General features: G+C 50.8%; 20 protein-coding genes. 12 read left to right on the top strand and 8 right to left on the bottom strand.

Translation table 11 applies throughout. The features are described 5' to 3' along the window. Window positions 1-3 precede the first annotated feature (3 nt). The gene (locus NP596_RS00890) at window positions 4-1,014 is read right to left on the bottom strand and encodes an asparaginase domain-containing protein (RefSeq protein ID WP_256613313.1); all 1,011 of its coding nucleotides are present in this window, start codon (window positions 1,012-1,014) and stop codon (window positions 4-6) included. 48 nt (window positions 1,015-1,062) lie between these two features. Between NP596_RS00890 and NP596_RS00885 the strand changes: the two genes are divergently transcribed. The 6 genes from NP596_RS00885 to phoU all read left to right on the top strand — a co-directional run bounded on the left by NP596_RS00885 (window position 1,063) and on the right by phoU (window position 8,417). Then, a complete protein-coding gene (locus NP596_RS00885) occupies window positions 1,063-1,557 on the top strand; it encodes a dihydrofolate reductase (RefSeq protein WP_256613312.1) in 495 nt (164 codons plus the stop codon). Between the two features lie 128 nt (window positions 1,558-1,685). Then, window positions 1,686-2,675, top strand: a complete 990-nt coding sequence (locus NP596_RS00880; protein ID WP_256613311.1) for a PstS family phosphate ABC transporter substrate-binding protein — start codon at window positions 1,686-1,688, stop codon at window positions 2,673-2,675. Window positions 2,676-2,880: 205 nt separating this feature from the next. Next, entirely contained in the window at window positions 2,881-5,160 is a 2,280-nt protein-coding gene (locus NP596_RS00875; protein WP_256613310.1) for an ABC transporter permease subunit, read from the top strand. Next, a complete protein-coding gene (gene pstA / locus NP596_RS00870) occupies window positions 5,157-6,812 on the top strand; it encodes a phosphate ABC transporter permease PstA (protein WP_256613309.1) in 1,656 nt (551 codons plus the stop codon). The genes NP596_RS00875 and pstA overlap by 4 nt, the downstream gene beginning before the upstream one ends. Window positions 6,813-6,849: 37 nt before the next feature. Then, entirely contained in the window at window positions 6,850-7,683 is an 834-nt protein-coding gene (gene pstB / locus NP596_RS00865; RefSeq protein WP_256613308.1) for a phosphate ABC transporter ATP-binding protein PstB, read from the top strand. 11 nt (window positions 7,684-7,694) lie between these two features. Next, window positions 7,695-8,417 carry a phosphate signaling complex protein PhoU gene (gene phoU, locus NP596_RS00860; RefSeq protein ID WP_256613307.1) on the top strand — a complete coding sequence of 241 codons (723 nt, stop codon included), beginning with the start codon at window positions 7,695-7,697 and terminating at the stop codon, window positions 8,415-8,417. A 61-nt stretch (window positions 8,418-8,478) separates the two neighbouring features. Here phoU and NP596_RS00855 read toward each other — a convergent pair whose 3' ends face one another. Beyond that, window positions 8,479-8,808 carry a chaperone modulator CbpM gene (locus NP596_RS00855; protein WP_256613306.1) on the bottom strand — a complete coding sequence of 110 codons (330 nt, stop codon included), beginning with the start codon at window positions 8,806-8,808 and terminating at the stop codon, window positions 8,479-8,481. 3 nt (window positions 8,809-8,811) lie between these two features. Continuing rightward, window positions 8,812-9,768, bottom strand: a complete 957-nt coding sequence (locus NP596_RS00850; protein ID WP_256613305.1) for a DnaJ C-terminal domain-containing protein — start codon at window positions 9,766-9,768, stop codon at window positions 8,812-8,814. Window positions 9,769-9,878: 110 nt separating this feature from the next. Here NP596_RS00850 and NP596_RS00845 point away from each other — a divergent pair, with 110 nt between their 5' ends. The 5 genes from NP596_RS00845 (at window position 9,879) to NP596_RS00825 (ending at window position 15,238) form a co-directional block, all read left to right on the top strand. Then, entirely contained in the window at window positions 9,879-10,874 is a 996-nt protein-coding gene (locus NP596_RS00845; RefSeq protein ID WP_256613304.1) for a hydrolase, read from the top strand. A 117-nt stretch (window positions 10,875-10,991) separates the two neighbouring features. Beyond that, the gene (gene glyQ / locus NP596_RS00840) at window positions 10,992-11,906 is read left to right on the top strand and encodes a glycine--tRNA ligase subunit alpha (protein WP_256613303.1); all 915 of its coding nucleotides are present in this window, start codon (window positions 10,992-10,994) and stop codon (window positions 11,904-11,906) included. Window positions 11,907-11,908: 2 nt separating this feature from the next. Next, window positions 11,909-13,972, top strand: coding sequence for a glycine--tRNA ligase subunit beta (glyS, locus tag NP596_RS00835; protein WP_256613302.1), 2,064 nt, complete (start codon window positions 11,909-11,911; stop codon window positions 13,970-13,972). Continuing rightward, window positions 13,969-14,511 carry a D-glycero-beta-D-manno-heptose 1,7-bisphosphate 7-phosphatase gene (gene gmhB, locus NP596_RS00830; RefSeq protein WP_256613301.1) on the top strand — a complete coding sequence of 181 codons (543 nt, stop codon included), beginning with the start codon at window positions 13,969-13,971 and terminating at the stop codon, window positions 14,509-14,511. The genes glyS and gmhB overlap by 4 nt, the downstream gene beginning before the upstream one ends. Before the next feature lie 103 nt (window positions 14,512-14,614). After that, entirely contained in the window at window positions 14,615-15,238 is a 624-nt protein-coding gene (locus tag NP596_RS00825) for a lysophospholipid acyltransferase family protein (protein ID WP_504129434.1), read from the top strand. 397 nt (window positions 15,239-15,635) lie between these two features. Here NP596_RS00825 and NP596_RS00820 read toward each other — a convergent pair whose 3' ends face one another. The 4 genes from NP596_RS00820 to NP596_RS00805 all read right to left on the bottom strand — a co-directional run bounded on the left by NP596_RS00820 (window position 15,636) and on the right by NP596_RS00805 (window position 18,370). Continuing rightward, entirely contained in the window at window positions 15,636-15,773 is a 138-nt protein-coding gene (locus tag NP596_RS00820; protein WP_256613299.1) for a hypothetical protein, read from the bottom strand. A 177-nt stretch (window positions 15,774-15,950) separates the two neighbouring features. Further along, complete coding sequence (locus NP596_RS00815; RefSeq protein ID WP_013821086.1) at window positions 15,951-16,088, bottom strand: hypothetical protein; 138 nt, start codon at window positions 16,086-16,088, stop codon at window positions 15,951-15,953. 111 nt (window positions 16,089-16,199) lie between these two features. Beyond that, window positions 16,200-18,107 carry a DCC1-like thiol-disulfide oxidoreductase family protein gene (locus NP596_RS00810; RefSeq protein WP_256613298.1) on the bottom strand — a complete coding sequence of 636 codons (1,908 nt, stop codon included), beginning with the start codon at window positions 18,105-18,107 and terminating at the stop codon, window positions 16,200-16,202. 134 nt (window positions 18,108-18,241) lie between these two features. Next, window positions 18,242-18,370: a hypothetical protein gene (locus NP596_RS00805; RefSeq protein ID WP_013821084.1), complete on the bottom strand. Its 129-nt coding sequence runs from the start codon at window positions 18,368-18,370 to the stop codon at window positions 18,242-18,244. A 266-nt stretch (window positions 18,371-18,636) separates the two neighbouring features. On the opposite strand from NP596_RS00805, the gene NP596_RS00800 reads away from it, so the two are divergent. Beyond that, window positions 18,637-19,002, top strand: a complete 366-nt coding sequence (locus tag NP596_RS00800; RefSeq protein WP_256613297.1) for a hypothetical protein — start codon at window positions 18,637-18,639, stop codon at window positions 19,000-19,002. 63 nt (window positions 19,003-19,065) lie between these two features. On the opposite strand, the gene NP596_RS00795 is transcribed toward NP596_RS00800, so the two are convergent. Further along, the gene (locus NP596_RS00795) at window positions 19,066-19,254 is read right to left on the bottom strand and encodes a DUF2970 domain-containing protein (protein ID WP_256613296.1); all 189 of its coding nucleotides are present in this window, start codon (window positions 19,252-19,254) and stop codon (window positions 19,066-19,068) included. Window positions 19,255-19,259: the final 5 nt, after the last annotated feature.

Here is a 19,259-nt window from a genome sequence, read left to right as displayed (position 1 = left end):
AAATTAAACCTGTTCCCAGGCGACATTCCGGGACAGAAAATCATCTATCGTTTTTATGTCGGTAAAGCTGGCAAAAGCCAAGCCAAGTTTGGCATAGGCCGATTCGATGGACGTATTCCAGATCATCTTGCCGCCGCAGTCGAGTATCTGCTGGGTGGAGCTATAAGCCGCGGCGGATTTGATGGCCGGCGCCATATAAAACGGTATGCCTTCTTGCCGGCAGCGTTCGCAAAAAGCCGGCAGGCTGTTGGCTAAGCTCCATTGTGCCGAGGCACAAGCCGTGCCTGAATGGTAAAGGTCGTGCAGTACGGCATCGACATTCGCCAAATCGAAACAACTGTAATTCAGGCCGGGATAAGGTTTGATCAACAAAAGGCGCGCAAATTGGTTTTGTAGATCGCTTACCGGGTTGTGTCTGGGCGGCAAGTCATGCAAGGGTGTGAGGCCGCCATTTTCAAAAGTCATATAGGGCTTGGATTGCACGCTGATAAAATCGCTGCTGAGGGGCTGGCAACTGTTTAGACGGGTGCCGATATGCACGTGCATGGATTGCCCGGGGTTTTGATAAGGCACGAAAACGCCGGCTTGGCGTTGTTGTCGGATGAATTCCACTGCGCAGATAAAATTGTTCAAGCCGTTTGCTTGCTGGTGTTCCAGCGGAAAATTGCTGGATACCAGCAGTATTGGGATGTTTAGGCCGTGAAAATAAATGCCGAAGCTAGCCGCGCTATAGGCTAAAGTATCCGAACCGTGGGTGACGATAATGCCGTCGAATCGGGATAAATCCTGGCTTTCTATGCCGGCAATGATGTGTTGCCAAGCATTCGGATGCATGTTTTCGCTGAGAATTTGCACCGGCCGTAAGCAGGTAAAATGAATTCGGCCGTGATCGGCATAATGGCGTTCGAATAGCCGAAGCAATTGAAAGCCGGCATTGGCATCGGTGTCGATAGTGCCGTGTTCGGCCCGGGAGCCGATGGTGCCGCCCGTAAAGACTAAAAGGATATGTTTCATATAAAATGCGCAGCCAAAAAGTTAAGCTGCGCATAGTAATCACAAACCATGAAAATTTCATTGATTGTCGCCATGGCCAGTAACCGGGTCATCGGTTTGAATGGGACGATGCCCTGGCACTTGTCCGCGGATTTAAAGCGCTTTAAACAAATCACGCTGGGTTCGCCCATTATGATGGGGCGTAAAACTTTTGATGCCATCGGCAGGCCGTTGCCGGGCCGGGAAAATCTCGTCATCAGCCGTAATCCGGAGTATCGCCAGCCCGGTTGCCGGGTCTTCGCCAATATCGATAGCGCGTTACGCTATGCCCAAACCTGTTCCGAAGTATTTGTAATCGGCGGCGCCACACTTTACGACGCCTTGCTGCCGCAAGCGGATTATCTCTATTTAACCCTGATTCAACGCGAATTTGCCGGCGACACCTATTTCCCGGAGATAGACTATTCGGCCTGGCGGGTGCTGGAGCGGGTCGATGTGGCCGATGATTCGAATGTGGATTTTTCGTATAGTTTTTTGAAGTTGGCCAGGCCAAACGGGGTTTAACGATAGCAAAAAGCCCAATAGCGGCTTACAATTGCATATTGTCACAAAACTGTCATATTCGCTTCATACTATTGTCACGCTCAAAGGGCAGTATAGACACTGGTTTTAAACATTGATTGAGAAATAATATGAAAAAAACATTTCAGCTGAAGTCACTCATCCTTGGATTTGGCTTTGCTTCTACCGCATTTATGGCAAGTGGCGTGGCGGCGGCCCCCGCATCCGTTGACGCCGCATTGCCGGAATATGCGCCAGCTAGCGGCGTATCGGGTAATATCTCCAGTGTCGGTTCCGATACCCTGGCAAACCTGATGACTTTGTGGGCTGAAGAGTTCGGCAAGTTATATCCCAACGTCAATATTCAAATTCAAGCGGCGGGTTCGTCCACCGCGCCGCCGGCGCTGACCGAGGGCACTTCAAACCTGGGACCGATGAGCCGTAAAATGAAAGACAACGAAATCGACGATTTCGAAAGCAAATACGGCTACAAACCGACCGCGATCCCGGTTGCGATCGACGCCCTGGCCGTATTCGTCAACAAGGATAACCCCGTTAAAGGTTTGAGCATTCCGCAAGTGGACGCCATCATGTCATCCACCCGCAAATGCGGTTATGCCTCGGACATTACTACCTGGGGCGAAGCGGGTCTGACCGGCGGTTGGGCAGGCAAACCGATTCAATTGTACGGCCGTAACTCGGTTTCCGGTACTTACGGTTTCTTCAAGGATGAAGCGCTGTGCAAAGGCGATTACAAAAGCAACGTCAACGAACAACCCGGTTCGGCTTCCGTCGTGCAAGCCGTCACCACATCCAATAACGGTATCGGCTATTCGGGTATCGGTTATACCACTTCCGGCGTAAAAGCGATTCCCTTGGCCGCCAAAGACGGCGCGCCTTTCGTCGAGGCAAATCCCGAGAATGCCATTTCCGGCGCCTATCCGCTGTCTCGTTTCCTGTACGTCTACGTCAATAAAAAACCAAACGAGCCGTTAGCGCCATTAGAACAGGAGTTCATCAAAATGGTACTGTCCAAAACCGGTCAGCAAGTCGTGGTCAAAGACGGTTATATTCCGCTGCCGGCTAAAGCAGTAGAGAAAGCCTTAACATTGATTCAATAATCATCATTTACGGACGAGTGATACAGGGAATTAATGGCAAGGATGCTCCAAGGAATTAAAGTAAAATCAATAATTTAAACATAATGTTTGATTTTACGCCCTCTTTAAGGCCGATAAATTACCCTGGTGATTTGTCGGCTTTTTTATACTTCAAATCCTTGTAGTGTGATACAAGGACGCCACGTATTATTACTTATGTTTTGTTATGTCTGAAACTCAATCTTCCGCGCCGAAATCGACGTTGTTGCAGCTGTCGTCAAGCGATTCTTATCAGCGTTGGCGGCTATTAAAAGATAAAATCGTGGCTCAAGCCGTTGTGATCGGCGGTTTGAGTATTATTCTGGCGATTGTGTTGATCTTTTTCTATCTGCTTTACGTGGTATTTCCGTTGTTACTGCCGTCGCATGCGGAATCGGTAAGCAGCTACGACACGCCGGAAGCCGCGATGGGCAGCACGGTGTTTCTGTCCATGGAAGAACAAAACGAGATCGGGGTTCGCTTTACCGATACGGGTAAAGCTATCTTTTTTGCCGTGGCGGACGGACAAGTAAACCGGGTAGTCGATTTGCCGATACCGGCAGGCGTCCGGATTACCAGTTATGCCCATGGCAGCGTCGATAAAGGCATCATCGTCTATGGTTTGTCGGATGGCAGGGCATTAGTCGTCAGGCACGAATACAAATTATCTTACCCCGAAGGCAAGCGTTTAATCACGCCGGCTATTTCTTATCCGCTCGGTACCCAGCCCATGATTATCGACAACAGCGGACAGGCATTGACCAAAATTACCGTTAAAGTCGGCGATAAAAACACCAGCTTTCTGGCCAAAACCGCGGATAGCCGCCTGCTATTTGTGACATTGGGCAAAAAAGAATCGATGTTTGACGATGAGGTGACCTGGGACCGCACCGATGCCGTATTGGATATGATGGCCGGCGATGTGGATTTCATGCTGCTGGACAAAGAGTTTCGTAACCTTTATTTGGCCGGCCGCGGCGGCGATTTGGCCGTGGTGGATGTCTCCAATAAGAGCGAACCGGTCATCAAGCACAAACTCAACGTCATGAAACAAGGCGGCGAAATCACCAGCATGGAGTTTCTGAACGGCGATATTTCCGTGCTGATAGGCGATAGCCGTGGCGATCTGGCGCAATGGACTATCGTGCGCGACAAACAAAATCATTACAGCGTGCAGAAATTGCGCTCGTTCAAGGTATCCGGCCAGCCCATCATCACCATCAATCCGGAACAGCGCCGTAAAGGCTTGTTGGCGGTCGACGCCAATGGCGAAATGGGTATCTACAATACCACCGCCGAGCGGGAATCGATCAGGGAAAAAGTGGCGGATGCCAAGCCGGTTGCCGTAACCTTATCCCCGCGCGCCAATGCCTTTTTGATGCAAACCGAAGACGGTAAAGTCCACCACTGGAAAGTGGAAAATGAACATCCCGAGGTGTCCTGGTCGTCGTTGTGGCAAAAAGTCTGGTACGAGAGTTACCCCGAACCCGACTACATTTGGCAATCCTCCGCGGCCAGCAATGACTTCGAACCGAAAATGAGTTTAACGCCGTTGGTGTTCGGCACCTTGAAAGCCTCGTTTTATGCCATGATAGTGGCCATTCCGCTGGCGCTGTTCGGGGCGATTTATACCGGTTATTTCATGGCGCCGGGCATGCGCCAGTACGTTAAACCCGGTATCGAAATCATGGGGGCATTGCCCACGGTTATTCTGGGTTTTCTGGCCGGTTTGTGGCTGGCGCCGTTTGTGGAAATGCATTTGACCGGCATCTTTGCCCTACTGATGATCGTGCCGTTGGGCGTGATGATTTTTGCCTATGTTTGGCAGTATGCGCCTAAATCGGTTCGCAATAAAATTCCCGAAGGCTGGGATGCCGTTGTGCTGGTGCCTGTCATCATCTTCTGCGGCTGGCTGGCGTTCGAATTGAGTCCTTTTATCGAAGAGCTTTGTTTCGGCGGCGATTTACGCACCTGGATGCGTAACGAATTCGGTATCGGCTACGACCAGCGCAATACCCTGGTGGTGGGTTTGGCCATGGGATTCGCCGTAATTCCGATGGTGTTCTCGATTGCCGAAGACGCCATCTTTAGCGTGCCCAAACATTTGACAACGGGTTCTCTGGCCTTGGGAGCAACCCCGTGGCAGACCTTGGCCAAGGTCGTGATTCTGACCGCCAGCCCCGGTATCTTTTCCGCCGTGATGATAGGCTTGGGCCGCGCGGTAGGCGAGACCATGATCGTATTGATGGCAACCGGCAATACGCCGGTGATGGACATCAGCATTTTTCAAGGCTTGCGCACCTTGTCGGCCAATATTGCCGTGGAGATGCCGGAAGCCGAGGTCAACAGCACCCATTACCGGGTGCTGTTTTTAGCAGCCCTGGTGCTGTTCATGTTCACTTTCATCGTCAATTCGCTGGCTGAATTGGTGCGTCAGAATTTGAGACAAAAATACAGTTCGTTATGATTAAAGCATGGTTTAAGAGCGGTTCGCCGTGGATTTGGATGACCGCGGGCGCGGTCAGCATCAATTTGCTGCTGGTCGTGGGTTTGTTGCTGCTGATTGCAATACGCGGTCTGGGGCATTTCTGGCCGGCCGATATCCTGGAATATCAATACCAAAATCAACAAGGCCAACACTCGGTCATCATCGGCGAGGAAGTCGACGAATCCTTGTTGCATGAAGCTCAAGCCAGGGCGGCTGGATTCGAGGTGCTGAACGATGTCGAATATCTGCATCAGTATCTGGTCAAAACCGGCAACCGCGACATTCTGGGCAGCGATTTCCGCTGGATTCAGGATCAATATATCCGCGAAAAAACCGCTCCGGACGACCTGATTGCCGTGGAGCGCAGGGAGTGGGGTAATTTTTACGGCCGCTTGCGGGCTGTGAAACAGAACGGCGAAGTGATCGCGGCAGGCGAGCAAGCCTGGCCCGTGGCACAGGAAAAACTGGCTAAAGACTTGGTCTTGTTCGACGAGATAGACCGCCTGCAGGATAAAGATGTGGGAGCGATCAATTACAATCTGGAACGGCTGCGCTTAAAGCAGCGCGCGCTGGAATTGAAAAATCAATGGAACGATACTAAAGCTCAGGAGTTTGCGGCGCTAAAAACAACTTACGAAGCGCAATATAAAGTCATTCAGGCGGAACTGAGCAAGTTGAACCGGGAAATCAAGACCTACAGCATCGTGGTTTCCGAAGCGGGCGGCCGAGAAATCGACATTCCGCTGAACAGAGTGGTGAAACTGAGCCGACCCAATGCCATGAGCGTGCTGGATAAATCCATCGAATACGTGAAAAACTTTAAAGCTTTCATTACCGAGGAGCCGCGCGAAGCCAATACCGAGGGCGGTATTTTCCCGGCGATCTTCGGCACGGTATTGATGGTGATGTTGATGGCTGTGGTGGTGACGCCGTTCGGAGTGATTGCGGCGGTTTATCTGCGGGAATATGCCAAACAAGGCTTGATTACCCGTATCATCCGCATTGCGGTCAATAATCTGGCCGGGGTGCCGTCGATTGTTTACGGCGTGTTCGGCTTGGGCTTTTTCGTTTACATCATCGGCGGTAGCATCGACAAGATATTCTTTCCGGAAGCGGCCCCTGCCCCGGTATTCGGCACCCCGGGTTTGCTGTGGGCGTCCTTGACCCTGGCATTATTGACCCTGCCGGTGGTGATCGTCGCCACCGAGGAAGGTTTGTCCCGCATACCCAAATCGATTCGGGAAGGCAGCCTGGCGCTGGGCGCCACCAAGGCCGAAACCTTGTGGCGTACCGTGCTGCCGATGGCCAGCCCGGCCATCATGACCGGCCTGATTTTGGCCGTGGCGCGCGCGGCCGGCGAAGTGGCGCCCTTGATGTTGGTGGGGGTGGTCAAACTGGCCCCGACTTTACCGCTGGACGGCAACTTTCCCTATCTGCATCTGGACAGAAAATTCATGCACTTGGGCTTTCATATTTACGACGTGGGTTTTCAAAGTCCTAACGTCGAAGCGGCGCGGCCATTGGTTTATGCCACCTCCCTGCTGCTGGTGATGGTGATTGTCGGCCTGAATATGTTCGCGATCGCCATCCGTAACAATTTAAGAGAAAAATACCGCGCACTGGAAAATTAACGTTGTTCATCAACACGACACGTTTGGATTAAACACAATGACAACAGAAGCAAGAAAAACCCATGCCATTGATATCAATGCGCTGAATCGAGCGGGCAAGTCCGGCCGCGACAAGTTCGATACCTGTATTTCGGTACAGGATTTGAATTTGTTTTACGGCAGCAAACAAGCGTTACACAATGTCAACATGGAAATGCCCCGTAAAAAAGTCACCGCTTATATCGGCCCCAGCGGCTGCGGCAAATCGACCTTATTACGCTGCATCAACCGCATGAACGATCTGGTCGATGGCGTCACCATTCAAGGCAAATTATTGCTGGATGGGGAAGATATTTACGATAAAAACATCAATGTAGCGGCCTTGCGGCGGCGGGTGGGCATGGTGTTTCAAAAGCCCAACCCGTTTCCGAAAAGTATTTATGAAAATGTTGCCTATGGTTTAAGGATTCAAGGCATCAATGACAGACGGGTGTTGGATGAAATCGTCGAAAAATCCCTGCGCGGGGCGGCGTTGTGGGACGAGGCCAAGGACCGCTTGAACGATAACGCCTTGGGCTTGTCGGGCGGTCAGCAACAGCGTTTGGTGATTGCCCGCGCCATCGCCATCGAGCCGGAGGTTATCCTGCTCGACGAACCGGCTTCGGCATTGGACCCGATTTCCACCTTGAAAATCGAGGAATTGATAGACGAGCTGAAGGAAAAATATACTATCGTCATTGTTACCCACAATATGCAACAGGCAGCCCGGGTCTCGGATTACACTGCATTTATGTACATGGGCGAGCTGATCGAGTTTGGTGAAACCAGCGAGCTGTTTACCAATCCGGCAAAAAAACAAACCGAAGATTACATTACCGGGCGTTACGGTTAGGAGCATCATTCATGGATAACAGCAGTTTCATCAATCAACACATTTCCCGTCAATTCAACAAGGAAATGGAAGACATCCGCAACAAGGTGTTGACCATGGGCGGCTTGGTCGAACAGCAGGTCGATCTGGCCACCAATGCCTTCATGAGTTACGACATGGAAAGCGCCGAAAAAGTGATTCAGCAGGATCAGCTGATCAACGCGCTGGAAAAAGACATAGACCACGAATGCACCGAAATCATGGCCAAGCGCCAGCCGGCGGCGTTCGATTTGCGCATGTTGATCGCCACCATCAAGATCATTACCGATTTGGAACGTATCGGCGACGAGGCGGCGCGTATCGCCAAAATGACCATGCGAATCGAGGCGGCCGATTATTATCAGGATAAATACTACGAAATCGAGCACTTGCTGGAAATGGTCAAGGAAATGCTCAACGGCGCGCTGGATGCATACGCGCGGACCGATACCGAGGAAGTGATCGCCATTACCGCTCAAGACCATAAGGTAGACCGCGAGTACACCAGTATTACCCGGCAGTTGATCACCCAGATGATGGAAGACCCGCGCAATATCACCCGCGCCCTGGATATGCTGTGGACCGCCCGTGCCCTGGAACGGATAGGCGACCATTCCTGCAACGTCTGCGAGCATGTGATTTATATGGTCAAAGGCAAGGATGTGCGCCATCTTAGCCATGAAGAATTGGAAAAGACCGTCAACGAGGCGCGCTAAGCAGGCAGTCCATTCCCGACGGGTTAGCCGCAAAAGGATTTGCGGCTAAATTAGGTACTGTCTAACGTTGCCGGTAACAGGGCTCCGTTTTACCTGCCCGTAACAACTGGCGCCGTAACTGATCGAGTTCTTCCTGCAGATCGGCTACCAAGGCAGCTAGTTCCGGTTGGGCTTCGAAATTGCGTTCGATGCTTACCATGCGTTTGGCCCGGGTCAGTTCCATGGCGGTGAAGCACCATTGATCCGCTTCGCACTTAGTGGCGGACAACAAGCCCTCCTCGATGCGCCGCCTCACCCACTCGGGTTCGACCGAGCACAGCGCCGCCAATTGCTCCACTGTTAGATAAGTGTCTTCAATTACAGCGGTTAACGTCATTTCGGTATGTGACATGATTTAACTCCTTGCCGCGCGCGGATCGAAGGCCAGTTCCTGTGCCATATTCCGGTAAAGTTGCCGGGCTGTTTCGGTGTCGGCGGGCGGTAATACCACTTGAATATCCAGTAACAGGTCGCCCGGAGGCCGGCTAGGAATGCCCTTGCCGCTCAGACGCAACTGCCGGCCGCTTTGCGTGCCTTCCGGTACGCGTACTTTCAATTGGCTATCGATCAGATTGACATTCACCGTTGCGCCCAATGCGGCTTCCCAAGGCGCCACCGGTAAATTGAGATGCAGGTTGCGGCCGTCGATACGGAATCTGGGGTGCGGGTTGAAACAGACTTCCAATAATAAATCCCCGGCCTTGCCATCGCCAACGCCGGGCGCGCCCTGGCCGGCCAAGCGAATGATTTGGCCTTCGTAAACGCCTTGGGGGATTTTAATATTGAGCAACCTGTTTTCCAGTAACACATGGCCTTGTTGGTCCATGCGCGGCACGCGCAGGCCGATTTGTCTGGACGTGCCTCTGAAGCTGTCTTCCAGGTCCAGCATGACCTTGGCGTGGTGGTCTTCTCCGCGGGCGCTAAAGTTTCCATGGCTGTAAAATCCGCTTTGTTTGCCCGCGCCGCCGCGCATTTTGCCGAACAGTTCCGCAAAAAAATCGCTAAATTCTGCCGCTTCTCCGGCATTAAAGCCACGGCCGGAGAATTCGAATCCGGCATCCCAGTTAGGCGGCGGTTTAAACTCCTGCCCGGGTTGATAGCCGCGGCCCAGCTGGTCGTAAGCGGCGCGTTTTTCGACGTCGGACAGCACGGTATAAGCCTCGTTGATTTCCTTCATTTTCGCTTCGGCATTCGGCTCCTTGGACACGTCGGGATGATATTTGCGGGCGAGTTTGCGAAAGGCCTTTTTAATATCGGCCAGCGCGGCATCTTTCTTCACGCCCAAGATTTGATAATAATCCTTGTATTGCAATGATCCCCCTTGTGATTGCTGTCACGCCAGGTACTCTGAGTGGGTAAATCCGTCCGAATAAAAAATAGCATACAACATCAACTGTTAAATTGTTGTCTGGAAAATAAGCCATGCCCATTACTCGACATTACTTTCAATCCGCATGGTGGTTGAATAACCCCCATTTACAAACCTTGTATCCGGCCTTATTACGTAAAGTGCCGTCGTTGCAGCGAACGCGGGAACGCTTGTCGACCCCGGACGGCGATTTTATCGATCTGGATTGGCATGGGGAAAACCACGGCGTTATCGTGATATTGCTGCACGGCTTGTCCGGCAGCTCCCGGTCGGGGTACATAATCGGCTTACAACGTACCTTGCAACAAAATGGTTTTGCTAGTGTAGCCATGAACTTTCGCGGTTGCAGCGGTGAGCCGAATCGCCTGGCCCGTTGTTATCATTCGGGAGAAACCGAGGATATCGATTTTGTCTACCGGACCCTCGGGCAACGCTATCCGAAAGCGGTTTTTGCGGCGGTCGGGTTTTCCCTGGGCGGCAATGTTTTGTTGAAATGGTTGGGCGAACAAGGCGACAAAGCCGGTTTAGCCGCGGCCGTAGCGGTGTCGGTGCCATTACTGTTAAACGAATGCGCCACTAAATTGGATCACGGTTTTTCCAGAGTTTACCGCAAGCATTTGCTGGATGAATTAAAGCATTACATGCATACCAAACAAGGTTTTTTGCTGGCCAACGGTCTTGAAAAAGAGGCTGATAAGTTGGCCAGTTTAGGCAGTTTGGCGGACATTCATTCGTTTTGGCAATACGATGACCAGGTGGTGGCCAAATTACACGGATTTAAGGATGTGCATGATTACTACCGTCGTTCCAGTTCTCGGCAATTTCTCTCGGCGATCCGCGTGCCGACCTTGCTGGTGCAAGCGGAAGACGATCCATTTATGACGCCGGCGGTCTTGCCGGATGCGGGTGAACTGGCGCCGCTGGTGCAGCTGGACGTGTGCAGCGGTGGCGGCCATGTCGGCTTTGTCAGCGGGCGAAACCGTTGCGGAGCCGACTATTGGCTGGAGCGGCGGATTCCGTTATTTTTAAGGAAATATCTGCCGAATTAGCGGATTTTCTGAGGGTTTAGGCTCGGTGAGCAAGCTGGCATAAACCTTGTCCAGCCTGCTTATACAAGCTTTTTCAGGTATAATTCAGCGATTTTTATCATTCAAGTGGCTCTCAGCGTGTCGACTAGCAAAAACGATGTCTCAACTTTTCAGGGCCTGATTTTGACCTTGCAGGAATACTGGTCGAATCAGGGGTGTGTGTTGCTGCAACCTTTGGATCAGGAAGTGGGCGCCGGTACCTTTCACCCCGCCACTTTTCTGCGCGCTATCGGCCCTGAGCCCTGGAATTCCGCTTACGTACAACCTTCGCGTCGCCCTACCGACGGCCGTTACGGCGAAAATCCCAACCGCTTGCAGCATTACTATCAATTTCAGGTGGTGATGAAGCCGTCGCCGGCCGATATTCAGGAGCTGTACTTGGGGTCGCTGCGTCATCTGGGCTTGGACTTGCTGGAACATGACATCCGTTTCGTCGAGGATAACTGGGAGTCGCCGACGCTGGGCGCCTGGGGCTTGGGTTGGGAAGTGTGGCTGAACGGCATGGAAGTCACTCAGTTTACCTATTTTCAGCAAGTCGGCGGTTTGGAATGCAAGCCGGTTACCGGCGAAATTACCTACGGACTGGAACGTATCGCCATGTATCTGCAAGGCGTGGAATCGGTGTTCGACTTGGTCTGGACTCGCGGCCCGCAAGGCGTGGTGACTTATGGGGACGTTTTCCATCAAAACGAGGTGGAAATGTCGGCGTTCAATTTCGAATACGCCAATGTCGAATTCCTGTTCCAATGCTTCGACACCTACGAAGCGGAATGCCTGAAATTACTGGAACAAAACCTGCCTTTGCCTGCCTACGAAATGGTCTTGAAAGCTTCGCATTCTTTTAATTTACTGGATGCGCGTCACGCCATCTCGGTTACCGAACGTCAACGTTACATTTTACGGGTACGCAACCTCGCCAAGTCTGTGGCCGAAGCCTACTATGCCCGCCGCGAAGCCTTGGGTTTCCCGATTCTTGCCAGACAGGGAGCGTAATCATGAGCAACAACGATTTATTATTCGAACTGGGCGGCGAAGAACTGCCTCCCAAATCCTTGAAAAAACTCAGTCAGGCGTTACTGGACGGCATGATCGCCGGTTTGCAGGATGCCGGTTTGAACTTCGGCGAAGCCAAAGCCTACGCCACTCCACGTCGTCTGACGGTGTTGATCCGCGATCTGGACAGTCGGCAGGCCGATAGGGTGGTCGAAAAGCGCGGTCCGGCGCTACTAGCCGCTTATGGCGCCGATGGCGCGCCGAGTAAGGCGGCATTGGGTTTTGCGTCGAGTTGCGGTGCCGGCTTCGATCAGCTGGAAAAACTGGAGACCGACAAAGGGGCGTGGTTGATTTTCAAGCAAGCGGTGAAAGGCCAAGCCACTGCCGAACTGATCCCGGACATCATCCGCAAAAGTCTGGCGCAATTGCCGATCGCCAAGCGCATGCGCTGGGGTGCCTACGAGCACGAATTCGTAAGGCCGGTGCACAGTGCGGTATTGCTGTTCGGTAACGACGTGATAGATGCCGAGATTTTGGGCTTGAAAACCGGTCGCATCAGTTTCGGCCATCGCATGCATGCGCCCGGCGCTATCGAACTGAACCATCCAAACGATTATGTCGAAAAATTGTTGGCGGCTAAAGTAACGGTCGACTTTGAACAGCGCATGGGGCAAATCGAGACCGGCGCGCAACAGGCCGCAATTGAGCTCGGCGGCGAAGCGCATATCGAAGCGGACTTACTGGAAGAAATCGCGGCGCTGAACGAATGGCCGGTACCGGTAGTGGGAAATTTCGATGCCCGTTTCCTGGAATTGCCGAAGGAAGTGCTGATCACCACCATGCAATCCAATCAAAAGTATTTTCCGGTCAAGAATGCGCAAGGCGGTTTGCTGCCGCATTTCATTACTTTCGCCAATATCGAAAGTTCTAATCCGGTTTCGATTCAGCAAGGTAACGAGCGGGTGGTGTTGCCGCGTTTGTCGGATGCGGAATTTTTCTGGAAACAGGATAGAAAGCAGACCTTGGCCGATCGGGTCGAGAGCTTAAAAAGCATCGTATTCCAGAAAGACTTGGGTACTTTGTTCGACAAGACCGAGCGGGTAACCGGTCTGACGGCACTGATAGCCGAAAAATTGGATGCCGATGTTGCGTTAGCCAAACGCGCGGCATTGCTGGCCAAGACCGATCTGATGACCAGCATGGTCGGCGAATTCGCCAATCTGCAAGGCACCATGGGTTTTTATTATGCTAGGGCGGATGGCGAGGATATATCCGTAGCGCGGGCGCTGGAAGAACAGTATTTTCCCAAGCAATCCGGCGGCGAAATCCCGCGCGCGCCGATCAGCGTGGCGCTGGCGTTGGCGGAAAAAATCGATACCTTGGCCGGCATATTCAGCGCGGGTTTGATCCCGACCGGCGATAAGGATCCTTATGCCCTGCGCCGAGCCACCTTAGGCATTTTGCGGATCATCATTGAAAACGGCTTGCGGTTGGATGTAGTCGAACTGTTGGATGCGGCGCTGGAACAATTCAGCCATGCTTTTAACAAAGCCGAAACGCGGCAAAAGGTGAGCGGTTTTATCTTCGACCGTTTGAGAGGTTATTGTCTGGATCAGGGCTATAGCGGCGATGAATTCGAAGCGGTATTGGCGGTCAATCCGACCCGGCCTTTCGATTTTTGGCAGAGAATTCGGGCGGTACAGACATTTAGGCAGTTGCCGGAAGCGGAAAGTCTGGCGGCAGCCAACAAACGCATCATCAATCTTTTGAAAAAATCCGAACAAGCGGTTTCCGCTGCTATCGGCGTGCTGGTTGCAGCCGAGGAAAAGAACCTGTTGGCCGCGGCCGAAGCGTCGGAGTCGGATATCGTGCCTTTATTGGCCGAGCAAAATTACCAGCTGGCATTGAACCGCTTGGCGCAACTGCGCGACAACGTGGACGCATTTTTCGACCACGTTATGGTAAATACCGATGATGTCGCCTTGCGCAACAGCCGTCTGGCTCTGTTATCCATGCTGTCCAATCAATTTTTACAAATTGCCGACATATCAAAACTGCAACCGTGACGGAGCGTTGGGTCATACTGGATCGGGACGGCACGATCAATGTCGATTCCGATGAGTTCGTTAAATCGCCCGAAGAATGGCTGCCGCTACCCGGTAGCCTGGAAGCCATCGCCGAGCTGAATCGGCATGGCTTCAAAGTGGTTGTCATCACCAATCAATCCGGGGTGGCGAGAGGCTTGTTCGACCTGTCTACGCTGTCGGCGATGCACGACAAAATGCAGCGCATGGCGGCGGCGCTGGGCGGACGAATTGAAGCCATTTATTTTTGCCCCCACGGACCGAAAGATCGATGCGGTTGCCGAAAACCCAAGGCGGGACTGTTCGAGGCTTTTGCCAGAGACAAGCAGGTTGATTTACAGACGGTTTATGCTGTCGGTGACTCATATCGCGACATAGAGGCCGCTCAGGCCGCGGGCGCTTGTCCCGTGCTGGTTAAAACCGGCAAAGGTCTGAAAACCCTGCAGAACCATCCTCGGCTCAATTTACCCATATTTGATAACCTTTATGACGCAGCACACTACATCGTCTCGACAAGCTGATTTCAAAGTCTATTTAGGCTCGACTTTATTTTTTATCTACGTTTTATTTTCCACGCCGATTGTCGGTGTAGCGATTTTAGGCGGTTTTTTTCTGCCTTTTTCGATGAGGTATAGATTTGCGGACATCTGGATCGATTGTCTGTTGTACATGCTGAAATTATGTTGCGGCTTGAGCTACGAAGTGGAAGGAACGGAAAATATCCCTAAAAACCAGGCGGCCGTCATTCTAAGCAAGCATCAGTCGGCTTGGGAAACCATCGCCTTACGGCAAATTATCTCTCCGCAAACGGCGGTTCTGAAAAAGTCGTTATTGCAAATTCCATTCGGCGGCTGGGCGTTGGCCACCCTAAAACCGATTGCAATCGATCGCAGCAACCAGAAAGAAGCTTTGAAGATGCTGCTCGAACAAGGTGTCGAGCGTTTGCGGGAAGGTTTGTTCGTGCTGATTTTTCCCGAAGGGACGCGGGTAGCGCCGGGCGCGTATAAAAAGTTTAATGCCGGCGGTGCCATGCTGGCCAATAAAACGGGTTTTCCGGTGATTCCTTTGGCGCATAATGCCGGTGAGTTTTGGCCGCGTAACAGTTTCGTGAAATACCCCGGGGTAATCAAAGTCAAAATCGGTCCCATGATTTCAACGCTAAATAAAAGTACCAAGGATATTAATGCGGAGGCGGAGGCTTGGATTTCTCAAGCCATGCTGAATATTTCAGCGGAATCCGGTAAATAATCGGTTTTCGCGAGTGGGGGTATTGAAAGGAGGATTATGAAAAATAAGAAGGCCCACCTAGGTGAGCATGAGCCTTACGTCTAAAAGTTACAGCTGTACTGAAGTAGAGCTGGAAACTTTTTGTTTTGACGCATCAGGATCATCCATGCAACCGCTCAAGCCAACAATCATCAGGGTCATCGCTAAAAGAGATAATACTTTTTTCATAACATCCTCCAAATTAAGTTTTTTATTTTTGGTTGTACTAAATATATTAAGCACTGTTATTTATAACACGGAATACCGCGCGTGTACCAAAAAAAAGCAATTTTGAAGGTAAAGGCCCTAAACGCATAAGGCCCACGGATGTGGGCCTTACAATGGATTTAAACCAAATCCTGTCAACGCGCGCTACTACTTAGTTGACTCCAGAGCCTACTTGGTTGGGCGTGCCGTAATTTTTTGGTTTTGGATTGCCTTGATCAGGGTCGTCCATGCAGCCGCTCAAACTAACAAGCATCAGACTCATCGCTAAAAGAGATAATATTTTTTTCATAACATCCTCCAAATAGGTATTTTTATAGTTTTGTTTGTACTAGATATATTAAGCACGGTAAGGCTTATAACACGGAAAGCCTTGGCTGCAAAATAAATATAGGCTTGGAGGAAGGCATAAGGCCCACGGAAGTGGGCCTTACAAAGGATTTAAGAGAAATCCTGTCAACGCTATTGCTTAGTTGACGCCAGAGCCTACTTGGTTAGGTGTGCCGTAGTTTTTTGGTTTTGGATTGCCTTGATCAGGGTCGTCCATACAACCGCTCAAGCTGACAATCATAAGCGCCATAGCTAAGACAGAAAATACTTTTTTCATAACATCCTCCGAGTAAAATAAGGTTTTTATAATTTTGTGCACTTAAGTTAAGCACATAAAATTTATAGCATGACCAAAAGCAGCATGCAAGACCCAATTTAAATGTGATTTTCAAAGCATGTCGATATCCCTGGGCAGATTGATCTTGAACTCTTTGCCGCTCCATTGCGCCGAGCCTATGGCCTGCCACGCTCCCGATAGGTTCTTATTCCTTAGATCTTTTTCCCAAACGGACGGCGCGTCGGTTTTTTTCATTTTGATGATGAAGCGGGTGTTTTCAAAATCAAGATCGAGTTTTTTGCCCCAGAATGCGGTTAGTTTCATGATGAATTTTTTTAAGCGCAATTCATCGATATTGGGGGTGACGGCTATGTTGGCCCACATCGAATGGACTCTACCCCAATTGGGTGCCAGCAGCCGGCCTTGTTCGTCGACAAAGGGTAGCCAGTGTTCGATGCCGTTTGCATCCAGGTAGGTAATCGCCAGCAAATGGTTGTAGCCTTCGAAATGGTCATGCAGATACAAGGCATGTGGAGTAATACCCAGGAAAGTATGCGAGAACATCAGTATGGCATTGCTCATATCGGCCATGACGCTGGCGATGGGCGATTGCCGGGTGTCCACTTTTAGACGGTACAGTAAGCCATAGTGCAAGCTGCTGTTCAGTTGCAGCAAAATGATGGCTAACAGCACCTTGCTGATTTTATGAGCGTTGCGTTTTTGTTGTTGGGCTGTTTCCGCTTCGAAAATCCGCTCGTAGAGCGTGGGCTGGAAAATGCTTCGCGGCTCATTTATGCAACTGACGTCGCAGTTCAGGCGGGCGCGATTGTCGGCGATGCGGCGGTAGCTGGCGCCGGCCAGGGAATGGACCAAAGGCAGTTTGATGATCCAGCCGATTACCGCCGTGTAGCCCATGGCAATAAAAATTTGCGCGTAGGTGTCGATACCTGCGTACAGCTTGTCTTGGGCGTCCAATGCGTAGAGATCGGTTAATAAAGTGGCGTCGTCCAGTTGATCCAGTGCCGAATATTGGCGGGCATAGGTTTGGGCCGGCTTGAAGTCGACGGCGTGCAGAATATCGAAATGATTCAAAATCAGCACGGTGCGATTGCACAGCGGGCATTGTTGGTCGAAAAAAACCGTCAGGATGGGCCGCGGTTTTCTGAGCCATTCGCCTAGTTGTTTATACCAGGAAAAGGGCATCATCAGCGTGTAGAAAATCAACATGCCCATGCCGAAGGGGTAGATGTTGAAGGACAGAGTTATACCCAGATGTAAGCCAGTGCCTATTAAAAAATACAGCGGCCGTAATAATTTGAAATAAAACAAAGGCAAAAAGCTGAATTGGAACGCAATGATGGTGTAGCCAATGAGTTTTTGCAGCGGCTCGACGTTTAATAGCCGGGACATGTCCAGCGCGGAAATGTAATAAGGCATGGACGACGGCAGCCAAGCGCCAAGACCGTTGCGCCAGTGCTCGGCGAACATTTTATGGATGGCCGAATCGAAATACAGAAAGCCTAGGCAGGCGATCACGGGCAGATAATAGGCTAGTTTGGATACGTGCGCGGCGGCATATTGGGCATAGTGAACAAAAGGCGTGGCCAGTTTTTTTCTGAGTCCGTCAATTGCAAACGCCTTATCGGTGGGCATAAAGATCAGAAAAAAATTGGCGCCGATCATGAATAAATCGAAACCGCCGTCGAAATCCCGTTGCATGGGGGTGAAATTGACGAAAACCAGCCAAAAAATGTAATTGGCGATGCTGCTGGCCTGGCAGCGGTAGCCAATCGTCAGGCAAAAGGCAATGGCGGCCCATAGCCACAGAAAAAAAACGATCATCGGAAACTCGACGTCCATATAGGGTATGGGGTCGAAAATCAGGTGGTTAAAATAAATCAGGAAAAGTATTTCCTGTAAGGTGATCAGGCCGAACAGCAGTCTGAAGAGGCCGATGCCGGTGGCGGGTGCTTGTTGTTGATAAAGGGTGTGAATTTTGGATGCGAACAAGTTAGACATCTAATCGGCCAGACAAAAAATATACAAAGTATAAGGTATTTTGGCTGGTGAAATCGCTCGGACACAAAAAAGGCGGCCCCGGGAAACCGTGCCGCCTTTAATCAGAAAAACTAGGCTCCGAGAAGCTATCTAGCTTATTCCTCGTCTTTAGGCTCTTGGAACACCCATTTTACGAAGAAGTATCCTGCAGCGATAATTACTACCGCTCCAATCATACCTGATGGTTCTTTTAACATTTCTGTTAAGTCTAAGATCGCTCCCATGGGTGCCTCCTACCTTTTGTTTAGTTGTTATAAAAATTGCCAGCCAACCGGCCTTCGAGGCTGATATGTTACTTTAGCTGACTTTAATGTCAAGCGATTGATAGCTATTTAAGTAAAGATGCCGCCACAAATTGCCAATGCGTTGGTTTATGGTAGTATGAAGTTTCAGACTGACTTTACAAAAATAAAAACAGTTAATTAAGGGGAAAGATATGATTGGCGGTATTATTATGGTTTTGACAGTGATCTGGGTTTATCAATCACTGATGAAAGCGAAAAAAGATAATGTGTTGATGTGGGTGGGCATTTGCGCCATCGTCTATTTGGTGGTTCAGGTGCTGTTCTACAACATCAACATCATGATTATCGACGGTTTGGACGGCAGAGACGTTGGCGGCGAGTATGACCGCGAATTAACCAGCGTTGGCGACCGTAAAACTCAGGAAGGCGCGGGGGGATGGATTATGCCGGTAATTTTCGAATTATTACCGCCTATCGCCGGCTTTTTGGCGGTTTCGGTGATCCGCTCTTTGTTTATATTTAAAGAAGCTCCGACGCCCGCCAATCTGTTCGGCGGCGTTAAGGAAATGTTCGAAAGCATTAAAAACAGCTTTAAAACTTCCGGCAATTAACTTGTTGGCGGCCTGAAAAAAGCCCAAGTTTTCTTGGGCTTTTTTCGTTAAAAGCCCCCAAGATCAACCGGTAACCAGCGATACTATCGTTACAATAGCCAAAATAAATAACACTGTCCCAATCAAGCCAACAATGATATAGGCGGGCAGCGAGCCGTGCTTGAAATCCACTTCCCGATTTTTGTCGCTTTGTACGCCAATTGCGGCGGCAAGAACGCTTTTTACAACATGTAGTAGATTGGGTTTGGACATGATTT

Source organism: Methylomonas rivi, assembly GCF_024505165.1.
Taxonomy (GTDB): domain Bacteria; phylum Pseudomonadota; class Gammaproteobacteria; order Methylococcales; family Methylomonadaceae; genus Methylomonas; species Methylomonas rivi.
This window is presented reverse-complemented; position numbering and strand designations above follow the sequence as displayed.